Raw genomic sequence first — 13,901 nt, 5'->3', positions numbered from 1 at the left:
AAATATTTCGGATTGAAGTGGTACATCTTTATATAATAATTAGACCTGGAACTTTTCTATAATTTTCTCCAATGCTTGAGCCAAATTATAAAGTTCATCTGCTTGCGCTTTTACGTTTTGCATATCATTTAATTGGTTAGATACGCTAGCGTTAACTTCTTCAGCAGCTGCTGCTGACTGCTCAGATACGAAAGAAATATTATGTATATTCGAAGTAAGTATATTACTGTTAGTTAACATCAATTCTATACTTTCATTCATTGAAAGAATTTTTCCTATTATACTTTCAATTGATTCACTTAAACTAACAAAGCTTTGCTCTGTAATAGACATTGCTGAATTTTGATTTTCTACATCAGCTTTAATATTGTCCATACTCACCGCAGCAGTTTTAGTAGTTTCTATAACTCTAGTTATTATATTTCTTATATTTACAGCAGATTCACCAGACTGCTCTGCAAGCATTCTAACTTCTTCCGCAACTACAGCAAAGCCTTTTCCAGATTCCCCTGCTCTTGCAGCTTCTATAGCCGCATTTAAAGCCAGTAAGTTAGTTTGTGATGAGATATTTAGTATTGTACTCAATATTTGACCAATATCTTCAGTCTCCTTAACTAAAACTCCGATACTTTCAGAAATCTGAGAAACTCCGTTTATAGTGCTTTCATTTTTTGTTTTAAGCTCCTTAAACGCAACCATTGTGTTTTCGCTGCTAACTTCCATCTCTTTACTTTCTATATTTATCATATTATTATAATCTTTAATTTTAGATAAGTTGTTGTTAAACTCCGTTGTAATTTCAGAAGCTTTATCTACTTCATAGGCTTGTTCTTGAACACCTTTCGAAATCTCGTCAATAACTCTCGCTATTTCTTCTGAAGAAGATGTAACCTCTTCTGCTCTTTTAGTAAGATCTTCTGAAAAACTTAGTACATTATCAGCGGAGCTCTTCACTGATGTAACTAAATTTTTAACACTACTAATCATATTAGAAAATCTACTTCCGAGTTCACCGAGTTCATCAGAGCTGTTTATGTTTGTTACTACAGTCAAATCACCAGCTTCACCTTTTTTCATAGCCTCTTTTAGATGGTTAATTGGACTTGTTAAGCTCCTAGAAATCCATAGTCCAACCATCAAAGCACCTACAATAAATAAGACAAAGAAGCCAACCAATATAAGTACATTAGAGAGTATTTTTGTGTACACTTCACTTGTATCCATCATACCCACAAGCTTCCAACCAGATTTTGCATTACTTATGTAATAAATAAACTTATTTGCCCCTTCAAACTTAACTTGGACAAAATCAGATTTACCTGCTAATAATGGTTTCATCCAAGACATTTCAGCTTTATCGCTAAAAGCATTTTCTATTTTCTGATCCTTTGTATCTGCATTTGTATTTACTCTATCAGGATTTAGGTTTTTTCCTAACAAATCTTTATTCTTAGTAGCTAACACTATTCCTGTTCTATCTAACAACAGTATTTCACCTGTTTTTTCAATGTTAGTATTATTGAACAATTCTGCTATATTAGTTATATCAATATCTATTCCAGCAACCCCTACTGCTTTTCCTGATTCATCTAACACCTTTTTTGTAGCTGTTACTACAATTTTACCTGTTGCTACGTCCTTGTAAGCATCTTGCCAAAGTATCATATCATTTGACATTGTATCCTTATACCAAGACTTTCCTGTTGGATCATACCCTTCTGGAAGCTTAGTTTCAGGAAATATATACATACCCTTATCTTCAGTTGCAACATAAACATTTAGTATTTTAGGATTGCTATTAATTACTCCTAGAAGCTCTTTTTTCACTAAAGCTCCACCAGGATTTGATAGAGCTGATTTTACTACAGAATCCTCTGTAATCTGAGATAGTGCCGCTTCATAGCCATTATAACTTTCATCTATGACATTATTAACACCTGTCACTGACTTCTCTATAGAGCTAACATACGAAGCTTTAAGATTATTATAAAGTATTACGTTTGAAATAATACCTGTAGTACACATAGGCACTAATATTATTAAAATAAATGTTAAAATAAGTTTTTTCTTAATTGTTTTAAATCTCATTTGTTCTCCTCCATAATTTTATATCACTAAGATTATCGTACATACCATAAAAAACTAAAGAAAAAACCTAGACATATTTATCTAGGTTTTACATGGCAATGCTTTCGTGGTGCTGTTTAACAGAAAAGTTAACATATCCACCACTATCCTATTAGGTTATATCAAATCAACTATTTTTATTTAATTCATTATATTCTCTATTATATATTAGTATACTGCTTTGTAATTGTTGTCGTTTGCCATAATAATGTCTATAAATACCTGTGCAATATGGGGATCAAACTGAGTTCCACTACAGTTCTTTAACTCTTCAATAGCTTCTCTATGTGTTTTTCTCTTAGAATACGGTCTATTGGATGTCATAGCATCAAAGCTATCTACCACAGTTAAGATTCTAACTAAGTAAGGAATCTCTTCTCCTTTTAATCTTCCAGGATAGCCATTACCATCATATCTTTCATGATGATGTAATATTAAAGGTGAAATATCTGTCAAGGATTCTACTGGTTTTATTATCTCCAGTCCATTTTCGGGATGCTGCTTCAATATCTCCCACTCTTCTTTAGTTAATGGCATTCTTTTGTTTAATATTTCTTCCAAAATATTCATCTTTCCAATATCATGCATATAAGCTCCATATATAAGAGTTTTTTTATCTTCTTCACTAAGTCCTAACTTATCTGCAAGCAATCTACTGTAAGCGACCACTCTTTCAACATGCCCATAAGTATACTTATCTTTTGCATTGATAACACTGATTAAAGTCTTAATAGAAGTAACAAGATCAATATGTTTATCCTCTATATCTTCCTTTAGTTCATCTAATATAGAATAATAAACCTCCACTCTATTCTTATTAAAAAATTTAGCTCTATAAAGAGCGTCATCAGCAGATTTTATAAGCTCAAGATCACTTTTAGCCTTATCTGGAAAAACTGACACTCCAATGGATGAAGTCAGCTTACCTTTCGGCTGATTTTCTTCTCCATCAAAATATGTTTCCTCAATATTTCTTCTTATGTTTTCCGCTATATTAATTGCATCCTGCTCCACTGTGTATGGCAATATAACAGCAAATTCCTCACCACCATACCTTGCTACAATATCTTCTTTCCTTACACTTCTCTTTAAGATCGCACCTATAGCCTTAAGAACCTCATCACCTTTTTGGTGTCCATATAAGTCATTATAATGCTTGAAATGATCTATATCTAAAAATATTAGTGAAAGAGAGGCTCCCTCACTTTCGTGAACTAGTAGCTTTTCTCTTAAAGAATCATGAAAAAACCTATGATTATACACTTCTGTAAGCCCATCTTCATTAGCCAAGCTCTCTAGCTTTTTTATGTGTTCACTTTCAGTTTTCACATAAAACCCAAGAGGCCAAGCCGTAAGTATAAAAACCCCTGCCAATACTAAATCATTTTGAAAATATGTATTTATACCAGATTTAGGTCCAAATACTAAATCTATTGCTAATACCAATACTGAAGAAACACATGAAATTGTAATACCTTTTTTCATTCCAGCTTCTATGGTAGTTGTTATTATAAGGAATAGAAATAAAAACTTAAATTCACTCTTCTGAGCTCCCGTAAGGATAACAATGGCAACAAACAATAATACAAATAAATAATTTTCAACAAATTTAATAAGAATTAACTGCTTTCCACAAAACTTTCTTGATGTTGCAAATGTCCAAACATAATAAACCAGTGTTAAAAAAAACACTATAGCAATGATAAAATATATTGCGTTTGTATAGTTAAAGTCACTAAATTCAATATTAAGATGATTAAGCCTAAATTGAAAAATTCCGATACCTGATAATAACAATGAACATAATCTTACTATAGCTACAATATCATGTATTTGCTTATTTTTCTCTTTACTTTTGTTCATAATTTCACTACCTTATGTTAATCTAAAAATAGGAAAGCCATAAATCCAGCCTCCATTTTATTCTTCTCTTAAGCATTCTGGTTCTTTTGGCTGATAAGTAAAAAACATGCATGCAGATGAAGCCACCATAGCAGCAACCATGGTTGCAATTACTGCAACTATGCTAAATAGTTTTCTTTTCATCATAATCCTCCTGTTAAAAACTCTTAATATTCTATTTTAAAAAATCTATCTTATTAATTGTGATATGACCGATTTTTGTGAGTGTAAACACCTGCCAGCTCATACCTCCATATACACAAAGAGAATATACCAGATAACATTTATCTTTAAAATAAACGTACGCTAAAATATTTATAATTACAATTAATAGGTACATGCTTAAAACAATTATAGCACTATTCCTCATTCTTGTTTTCTTTTCTTCCATTTTTATAGGTTTTGATGGACTATCCACTGGCGCTAACTTATAAACTAGATAATACGCCCATAAGAAAACTGCCATTCCTAAAAAAAGCATATATTTTAAATTTATAAACTTTTCTATAACAAAAGAGAAAACAGCAGCTAGTCCAACACAAACTATAGTAGTTATAATTATACAACCACTTGGCGTACTTGCATGTGCACCACCTGAATATCTTCTGAGTATACTTCCAACTAAACAAACTACAAGAGCCTCTATTACAACGTGAAATACAAGACCAAAGACCATAACAAGCATTATAGATAAACCAATTTGCATTATAGCAAAGATCCCATATGCAATCACTTCTTTACTATCATTGCCTATATTTAACTCTACTGCAATTTTAGCAGCGATATTTTTAGTTAACTTCTCCATAAGAAATATAATTCAACTCTTTTCTTTTTGCTAATCTAATATAATAAATTATAACAATAGTAGCAAACAATATTAATGAAGGACTTGAGTATATTATTTTTGAAATTGGACTTTTAAACAAGGAATTTAAATCTTTTTTCAATACAAGTTGTAGGAAAAGAACATTTAATCCTTCACATATAAATACACAAAGCATCATAATAATAGATACTTTTATAGATTGTACAACTTCAAACTTATTTATAATTACCATAACACCAATAAGTGTTATTAAATTCAATATAGAATCAACTCCACTTTGAATTGGAAGAAATCGTAGTAGGTATACAATCAAGGATTGTACTAAAACAGAAATCAAATATTTGTCTAATTTTATCTTATTCTTCGTAAAAGCATAGGCAGCTAATAGAAATATAAATTCCTCTGGAATCCCCCTCAAAAAAAACTCAATTAATGATACTTTTAACATATTCATCTTCTCCTTTGTAAAACATTCAATAAATTACACTTCTATAGCTTAAATTTTATTCTCATTAATATTTTTTATAATATTAAAAACAATAATGAAAATAAAAATTCTTATAAATATATCTCCAATACTTAAAATGCTGTATCCTAGATCTATCACATCTGTCAATACTTTTAATCTACTAGATTTAGATCCTAAAATATGAATATCTTGAGCCTTTATGAATACATCCCCATTTACATACCCTGTTATATATGAGAGTGTAGGAAAAACCGGCATTTTACCATTATTTGCTGAAATCGCTTTCTTATTTAGTAAAGTACCTATCATAATAGCTATCGAACCTATTAAAGCACTTGTATATAACTTGTGCCTAATTATTGGGATTAAAAAAGTACAGATATAAACAGATTCTAATATACCACTATACTTTATAAAGCTATAATTTCCAAGAAACACTTGTATATTTAATAATAAATATAGGATAACAAAAGAAAAGGTAGGGTATAAATCCCATGAAGTAAACAAAGGTTTTATCTTATATCCTCTTATTTTCGCTACCAACACTGCCAGTAATATAGTTTCTATCATAGCATTTACTCCTGTTTTTACAAACAACTACATTTCTTTCTTTGTAATTTATTTTAAAGATATAAAATCGCTAATTACTAACTAGTATAAATAATAAACATTATATCAATATTTTTTATCCCTTTCCATTAATTTTAATATTTTGCTAGCACCCTTAGATATAATTATGTAAATGATATACCATAAAAAATCACATTTGGAATTTTACAACAAAATCTACTTCATTAACATATGGTTCTTATTCTATTATTTATTAAAATAACTTTTCAATTAATTCATCTCTATTATAATCTAACTAGCCACTTCTCATATTGATTTTTTTCCATAATATTCATATAATTATTTTGATATATATGTTTATATTAACTCTAGCTTACGTAAACAGGAGAAAATATGGTTAATAATAAAAATAGTACAACTCAGGATATGGTTGAGCTTATTACTGTAATAAAATTAGGTTCTTTAGGATTCATATTAATGATAATTATAAATCAGCTTTTACAATATGGTGTAAACGAACCTTCAATGGTCTTTAATAGACAACTCTACTTATTACTTTTTCTTATCATAACATTACTTATTGCTATCTATGTACTATGGTCTCAGTTTTATTTTAAGTTATGGAAGCTGAAAAAGAACAAGAAAATTCAGGTTATGGAGGGATATGCTTTTTTATTAACTTCATTAATTCTTATTATGCTTTCAAATTCTTATGATAGCGATTATAAATATTTATTAATATTTGGAGTTATTACTGTAACCTTAGAACTAGGAAAAAAACACGGTTTAATAATGGCCTTTATATCTTCACTTACATTACTTTCAATTGATTTAATTTTTTCGCCCCATTCATTTGTAAATATTTATTTCGAAAACGATTTAACATTTGCTTCCAGCTTTTTTGTTGTAGCGTGGGTTCTAGGTCAATATGTTCAAATTGAAAAGGAAAGAAGAGAAATTTTAGAACAGCAATTAAATGAGCAATTAAAAGAGCATGAAAATATTAAGGAAATGCTATCAAAAGGTGATACTCTTAGTAACTTATTAATAGAGAATTCTCCTGATGCAATCTTTATTCAAGCTAATGATTCTTTTATATACGCCAATGAAAATGCTTTAGAGCTCCTTGGATATTCTGAGTTTGAAGAATTACAAGGAAAAAATATTCTTGACTTCGGAGTTTCTCAAGATAAGAGGGCCTTAGAAAAAAGGTACATATCACTTTCTAATAATAAAGAAGGTAAAGTCTCATTTGAAGATGTTATTATAAATAAAGATGGCAATCACGTTATTGTTCAAAACACCTCTACATATTATGTATATAAAGGGCAACCTGCTATATTAACAGTAATGAGAGATATACGCCCTGTGGTTATCGCAAACAAACTTAGAAAAGATGTAATAAAGAATATAGAAAAATTGAATGAGACAATAGAGTATAATAAACTAGTAACAGAGTTTTTCTCAAATATCTCTCATGAACTAAAAACTCCTTTGAATATTATATTCTCTTCACTGCAAATGCTTGATTTATATAATGATAATTTTACTAAAGATATTGTTTTGAAGAAAAAGAACTATATATTAGCTATGAAGCAAAACAGCTATAGATTATTACGATTAATAAATAATCTTTTAGACATAACTAAGTATGATGCTGGGTACATATCACTTCATATGAAAAATGATAATATAGTCAGTGCTATAGAAGACATAACCATGTCCATTTTAGTCTATGCCGAAAGTAAAGGGGTTGAAATAACCTTCGACACAGAAATAGAAGAGAAGATTATCGCTTTTGATATTGAAAAGATAGAGAGAATAATCTTGAATCTATTATCAAATGCTCTAAAATTCACTGATCGTGGTGGACGCATCTTTGTAACAGTAACTACTGATGATAATAATACTTATATCTCTGTAAAAGATACAGGTATAGGAATAGCATCAGAAGAAAAAAGTCAAATATTTGAGAGATTTGCACAAGTAGACAAGTCATTGAGAAGAAATAATGAAGGCACAGGTATCGGTTTATCTATAGTTAAATCCTTTGTAAATCTTCATCATGGAAGTGTAAATATAAATAGCGAACTAGGAAAGGGCAGTGAATTTATTATATCTCTTCCTTCGATTCAGATAGAAGATTCTGTTTGCCAAGAAAGTCAAATCATAAGTAATATAGAGGAAAGAGTTAATCTAGAACTTTCAGATATTTATTCAACAATTAACCAAGGATTAGGAGGACAATAATGCTAAAATTAACTTTACTTGAAGTTATTCTAAGGGGTGTACCTGAAACCCTTTTGTTTATATGGGCAATATATGTACTTACACAAACACCAATAAAATACTCTCGAGTAATACTTACTTCTATAATAATTTCTTTATTAACTTTTGTTATAAGGTTATTGCCGATTAATATAGGTATAAATACATTTTTAGTTATAGTTGTTTCTATTTATTTATATAATAAAATAAATAAAATTCCTATAAAGCAATCCATATCCACAACTATTTTAATATTTATTATAGAGTATATATGTGAACTAATAAATGTTATTGGATTGCAGTTGTTAAAATTTGATCTCAATAAGCTTTTTCAAAATCCTTTAAACAAAATATTATATGCAACACCTTCACTTGTCTTCTTTGCTATAGCAATACTTACAATAGTCAAAATAAAGAGAACATATTTTCCGCCTTCACCCAAGGAAAATATGTAAATTAAGTTTTAAAGTCAGAGCTATTGCTTTGACTTTTTTTATCTTGATTACTTCTTTTATTTAACGACCTTATAAATCACCCAAAGCATCAAAAACCATATAGGTGTTACAAATAAGGCTATACGAGTTTCGTTATTAAATGCTAATACAACTAGAACAAAAATTAGAAACAGAAGAACTATATAGTTAGTCATTGGGTAAAGAGGCATCTTAAATTTACTCTTAACAGCAAGTTCAGACCTACTCTTACGATATTTTAAATGACATATAATTATAATTGCCCATATAAATATAAAACAAAAGGTTGATATACTTGTAATTAATACAAACACTCCTTCAGGCATTATTAAGTTTAAGATTACCGAAATCAAAATAACAGTTGCTGAGAAAAGTATAGCATTGGAAGGTACTTGACTTGAAGCCAGCCTCTTCATTGACTTAGGTGCATTCTTTTCTTTAGCTAGGGAGTAAACCATTCGGCTCGTACTGAATATACCACTATTACAGGCAGACGCAGCTGAGGTTAGTACAACAAAATTTACAATGCTTGCAGCTGCTGTAACTCCTACTGCAGCAAACACTTGAACAAAAGGACTTTTATCTGGATTAATTGAATTCCATGGATATATACTCATAATAATAAAAAGCGCTCCAATATAGAAAATGATAATTCTAATTGGGATATTATTAATCGCTTTAGGAATGACTCTTTCTGGACTTTCTGTCTCTCCTGCCGTTAATCCCACTAGTTCTATACCAGTAAAAGCAAATACAACCATTTGAAATGACAGTATAAAACCACTTACACCATTAGGGAACCAACCGCCATGACTCCAAAGATTCTTAAAGCTAGATACTCCCACATCAGTAGAAAATCCTTTTATGATCATGACTGCCCCTATTATGATTAGCGCCAAGATTGCAACAACTTTGATTAATGCAAACCAAAACTCCATCTCTCCAAATAGCTCCACTGCAGTAAGATTCATAATTACTAAAATTACAAGGGCTATAAGGCTTGGAATCCATTGTGGTACGTTTGGAAACCAATATTGTATATAAAGCCCAGAAGCAGTTAGGTCAGCCATAGCAAGTGAAATCCAGCAAAACCAGTATGTCCAGCCTGTGATAAATGCTGCTTCTTTACCTAAATAGTCATGTACAAAATCTACAAAGGAGTGATAGTTTAGATTCGAAAGTAATAGTTCTCCAAGCGCACGCATTATGAAAAAGCAAATTATGCCTGTTATCATATATGCAAATAATATAGATGGCCCCGCAAGATGAATAGATCTCCCTGAACCAAGGAATAGTCCCGTGCCTATAGCCCCTCCAATTGCAAGTAACTGAACATGACGATTTTTTAAACCCCTTGATAGATTCTGATTTTCAGACATATGTACTCCACCTTTCTAATTAATACTGCTTATAAACCTATTATCTTAATAAAAACTTCTTTGTATTCTCTTCTTTGATTTGTAGATTTTACAGAATAGATTTATGATATCCACTATATAAAATTTATATAATTAGTAATTAATTGTCAATATATTCATAAACTTTAAACTTTTATAAATTTATTTATGCGCGCACTGTGCTTGCATAATGGTTTTAAGGTCTATTAATTGACTCAGAGATTATTTGTCTTTGATTATGAATTTTCACTAAAAGTCAGTCACACGTCTGTGCAATAGAAATATAATAGAATTAAATAATAAATCTTGAATTGCTTAATTTTCAAAATATTATAAGGTTCTTATATAATTCTCTATACTACTAAATGAATTTTATTTTAAAAAATATTTCATAAACCTATTGACTCATTATAAAATACGAAGTAAAATGAAATAAATTCAAAGTTAAATTTCAAACATTTATATAAAAGCCTTGATGGGAAGAGTAATTATTGAGACGTAGTCAAAGCGAGTCAGTGGTGGTGAGAGACTGATACGAAGCTGATAATGAAGAACATCCCGGAGCTTCCAAACGAAATTTTTTTAAAGAGTAGTCTTGGACGGAGCCAAACCGTTACAGCGTGGACAGTATCGAATTTATTTATTTTCAAATTCCGTACTGATTAAGGAGAGCTTTTTAAGCTAATTTAGGTGGTACCGCGGAAGTATAAGTCTTTCGTCCTATTTGTATAGGATGAAGGGCTTTTTTTATTTACTCAAAAATCATAATCCAAATGAATCTTTGGATAATTATATTTTATATTTAGTTGGGGAGGAATACTAATATGTGTACAATTATGTGTTATACAGGAAATGATATGAAACATGAAAAATTTGCAGAGGCATTACAAAGAACTGAGCTTAGAGGACCGGATATGACTGAAATCCTTACTCTACCATCTGGTATCCTAGGTTTTCAGAGACTTGCTATCATGGATTTAAGTTTCAGTGGAATGCAGCCATTCACAAGAAAAACAGATGCATCTATCTGCAATGGTGAAATTTACGGTTTCCGTAAACTCAAAGAGGATTTAATGGCTAAAGGTCATAAGTTTATTTCTGATAGTGACTGTGAGATACTGCTTCCAATGTACTTAGAGTATGGACTAGATATGTTTTCAATGTTAGATGCAGAATATGCAGCTGTTATCTACGATGGAGAAAAAGATACTTTCATTGCCGCAAGAGATCCAATTGGAATTAGACCTTTATTCTACGGATATTCTGAGTCAGGTAAGATAATGTTTGCAAGTGAAGCAAAAAACCTAGTTGGTCTAACACACAAAATCATGCCATTTCCACCAGGACATTATTATGCTGACGGTAAATTTACATGCTACTGTGATATCGCGGAAGTAGAAGGCGGCTACTGCAAGGATGACTTAGAAACTATTTGCAGTAACATTCACGATAAATTGGTATCTGCTATAGAAAAACGTATGGATGCTGATGCTCCTGTAGGTTTCTTATTAAGTGGTGGTTTAGATAGTTCATTAGTATGTTCAATTGCTCAAAAGATGTATCCAAACAAACCAATTAGAACTTTTGCAATTGGTATGAATGAAGATGCAATAGATTTAAAGTATGCTCAAGAAGTTGCAGATTATATTCATAGTGATCATACTGTAGTTTATATGACAAAGGAAGAAGTTCTTGAATCCTTCGAGTACGTTATTAAACTTCTTGGAACATATGATATTACTACAATAAGAGCAAGTATTGGAATGTATCTAATCTGCAAGAAGATTCATGAGATTTCTGATGTTAGAGTTCTTTTAACTGGTGAAATTTCCGACGAATTATTTGGATATAAATACACTGATTTTGCTCCAAATGCAGCCGAATTCCAAAAAGAGTCTCAAAAAAGAATTAGAGAACTATTTATGTATGACGTGCTCCGTGCAGACCGTTGTATTGCCTCAAACTCTTTAGAAGCAAGAGTTCCATTTGGAGATTTAGATTTTGTAAAGTATGTTATGGCTATTGATCCTGAAAAGAAATTAAATACCTACAACATGGGTAAATACCTTTTGAGACATGCCTTTGAAGGCGATTATCTTCCAAACAACATCTTATATCGTGAAAAAGCAGCTTTTAGTGATGCTGTAGGACATTCAATGGTAGATTATTTAAAGGAATATGCAGAAGCATATTATACTGATAAAGAATTCGAAAAACTATGCGAAAAATATAAGTATCATGCTAAACCATTCACAAAAGAATCATTATTATACAGAGAAATGTTTGAAAAATACTATCCTGGTCAAGCAGAAATGATTGAAGATTTCTGGATGCCAAACAAAGAATGGGAAGGTTGTGCCGTTAACGATCCTAGCGCTAGAGTATTATCAAACTACGGAGATAGCGGTAAATAATTTGCAAACTCTAATAACCGTCTGTAAGATATCTTCAGACGGTTATTTTTTTAATTTTTTTCTTCTCTTAACCTCCAATGCTTTAATATAGCTCTTGAATCCATTCTGCTAACTTTAAAATATATTGTCTGATAAGCTCCAGCTGTCTGTGTATTGCAATGAACCCATTATAATCCACACTTATTTCCTACATATAATTAAAATATTATGGAAAGATACATATAAAAAGTTAGGAGTGATAACATGGCAATCTTAAAGGACTGGACTGAATGGAAAAACACTTTAGCCAATGCCGTTGAATTAGGTGAGAATGTTGGCATGTCTGATAACGCAATAACTAATGTTGCTGAAAAAGTAGGTACTTTTTTAGCTAATAATGTTGACCCTAGAAATCCAGAAGAAAGATTACTTAAAGAAATGTGGGATGTCGCAGATAGCAATGATAAAAATGTTCTTGCTAAACTAGTCGTAAGAATAACTGCTAAATAGCCTTTTAATAGAGCTTATTAACAAAACCGTAATGGGGAAATCCATTACGGTTTTTATAGATGAACCACTTCATAATTGAATTTATATTTTCAAATTCTCCTCTCAGAACCCAGAGGAGTTTTGAAAATAGATTTCGGATTGAAGTGGTTCATCTTTATATACCTTTCATTCTATAAATCTTATTGATCTTTATTATTAACATCGATTGTAAAGAAATTCAAATCACTTATTTCATCGATTTGTCTGATTTCATCCAAAACCCATCTTTGTTCTTTTCTTATGAACTTCCAATATTCTTCAAACTGAACATATCTACGGGCTTTACCTTCTATTACTTCATTAGTTTCTTCATCTATTATATAATCTTGCGACTTAGCTTTAATATGAACCCATATGATGTCTTTATCTATTCCTTCATGGTCTTCAACTCCTATAGGACTTGCACCTAATAAAGTAATTCCTTTAAGAATATTTTTTTGTTTCTTTATCTTCATCCATTCAGTCTGAGTTCTATGCTTAGTATATAACTCTTCGCTCATATACTCTTTCGCTAAATCCTGATCTCTTTCCATCCAAGCAGTTTGTACTTTATAAAAAGTTTCTTCTATCTCTCTTTTTATATTTTTATAATTCCAGTTATCATCACTTTTAGATAGATCCTTTATAACCGAAATACTTTTAACCTTCTTTTTGCCAATTTGGGCTCTTAAAATTATAGTTCCTGCTGAAGCCATTATAGCAAAAGCTCCAAAGCTTAATATAGCGGATATTGGGTTCCTGCTGCCTGTTGAATTTCTACTGGATGAATGCGAACCTCCAGTACCTCCTCCGCCTCCTCCAGATGAACCTCCACCGCCTCCGGCTCTTGCATAAGCTGTTGAAGATCCACTAATTATTAAGATTACTACTAGTACACCGCAAAGCTTTTTTATAAAACTAATAAAATTCTTTCCTCCCATAGATATC

Annotated in this window: 12 protein-coding genes and 1 other annotated feature; of the genes, 4 read left to right on the top strand and 8 right to left on the bottom strand. The window is 30.8% G+C overall.

Annotated elements, in window-relative coordinates:
* Window positions 1–39: 39 nt before the first annotated feature.
* The 6 genes from JHL18_RS03760 to JHL18_RS03735 form a co-directional block, all read right to left on the bottom strand.
* Window positions 40–2,088 carry a methyl-accepting chemotaxis protein gene (locus JHL18_RS03760; RefSeq protein WP_200266297.1) on the bottom strand — a complete coding sequence of 683 codons (2,049 nt, stop codon included), beginning with the start codon at window positions 2,086–2,088 and terminating at the stop codon, window positions 40–42.
* Window positions 2,089–2,295: 207 nt separating this feature from the next.
* On the bottom strand, window positions 2,296–3,990 hold the full coding sequence (locus JHL18_RS03755; RefSeq protein WP_200266296.1) for an HD-GYP domain-containing protein: 1,695 nt from the start codon (window positions 3,988–3,990) through the stop codon (window positions 2,296–2,298).
* A gap of 57 nt (window positions 3,991–4,047) precedes the next feature.
* Window positions 4,048–4,173, bottom strand: coding sequence for a cyclic lactone autoinducer peptide (locus JHL18_RS03750; protein ID WP_200266295.1), 126 nt, complete (start codon window positions 4,171–4,173; stop codon window positions 4,048–4,050).
* A gap of 31 nt (window positions 4,174–4,204) precedes the next feature.
* Window positions 4,205–4,834: an accessory gene regulator ArgB-like protein gene (locus tag JHL18_RS03745; RefSeq protein ID WP_200266294.1), complete on the bottom strand. Its 630-nt coding sequence runs from the start codon at window positions 4,832–4,834 to the stop codon at window positions 4,205–4,207.
* Entirely contained in the window at window positions 4,818–5,303 is a 486-nt protein-coding gene (locus tag JHL18_RS03740; RefSeq protein WP_200266293.1) for a hypothetical protein, read from the bottom strand. Before JHL18_RS03740 ends, JHL18_RS03745 begins: the two co-directional genes overlap by 17 nt.
* Before the next feature lie 48 nt (window positions 5,304–5,351).
* Entirely contained in the window at window positions 5,352–5,894 is a 543-nt protein-coding gene (locus JHL18_RS03735; protein WP_200266292.1) for a DUF5317 family protein, read from the bottom strand.
* A gap of 393 nt (window positions 5,895–6,287) precedes the next feature.
* Here JHL18_RS03735 and JHL18_RS03730 point away from each other — a divergent pair, with 393 nt between their 5' ends.
* Window positions 6,288–8,144, top strand: a complete 1,857-nt coding sequence (locus JHL18_RS03730) for a sensor histidine kinase (RefSeq protein WP_200266291.1) — start codon at window positions 6,288–6,290, stop codon at window positions 8,142–8,144.
* The gene (locus JHL18_RS03725; RefSeq protein ID WP_200266290.1) at window positions 8,144–8,617 is read left to right on the top strand and encodes a hypothetical protein; all 474 of its coding nucleotides are present in this window, start codon (window positions 8,144–8,146) and stop codon (window positions 8,615–8,617) included. Before JHL18_RS03730 ends, JHL18_RS03725 begins: the two co-directional genes overlap by 1 nt.
* A 56-nt stretch (window positions 8,618–8,673) precedes the next feature.
* Here the strand turns inward: JHL18_RS03725 and JHL18_RS03720 are convergent, their stop codons facing one another.
* Window positions 8,674–10,014: an amino acid permease gene (locus JHL18_RS03720; protein WP_200266289.1), complete on the bottom strand. Its 1,341-nt coding sequence runs from the start codon at window positions 10,012–10,014 to the stop codon at window positions 8,674–8,676.
* 481 nt (window positions 10,015–10,495) lie between these two features.
* Window positions 10,496–10,758, top strand: a binding site (T-box leader).
* Between the two features lie 98 nt (window positions 10,759–10,856).
* On the opposite strand from JHL18_RS03720, the gene asnB reads away from it, so the two are divergent.
* Window positions 10,857–12,446: an asparagine synthase B gene (gene asnB, locus JHL18_RS03715; protein WP_200266288.1), complete on the top strand. Its 1,590-nt coding sequence runs from the start codon at window positions 10,857–10,859 to the stop codon at window positions 12,444–12,446.
* A gap of 243 nt (window positions 12,447–12,689) precedes the next feature.
* Window positions 12,690–12,935, top strand: coding sequence for a DUF3243 domain-containing protein (locus tag JHL18_RS03710; RefSeq protein WP_200266287.1), 246 nt, complete (start codon window positions 12,690–12,692; stop codon window positions 12,933–12,935).
* Window positions 12,936–13,114: 179 nt separating this feature from the next.
* On the opposite strand, the gene JHL18_RS03705 is transcribed toward JHL18_RS03710, so the two are convergent.
* A complete protein-coding gene (locus JHL18_RS03705) occupies window positions 13,115–13,894 on the bottom strand; it encodes a Tim44 domain-containing protein (protein ID WP_200266286.1) in 780 nt (259 codons plus the stop codon).
* Window positions 13,895–13,901: the final 7 nt, after the last annotated feature.

It is taken from the genome of Clostridium yunnanense, from assembly GCF_016595795.1.
In the GTDB taxonomy this organism is placed as follows: domain Bacteria; phylum Bacillota; class Clostridia; order Clostridiales; family Clostridiaceae; genus Clostridium_AR; species Clostridium_AR yunnanense.
The sequence above is the reverse complement of the archived record's forward strand: the minus strand, read 5'-3'. Positions and strand labels throughout refer to the sequence as shown.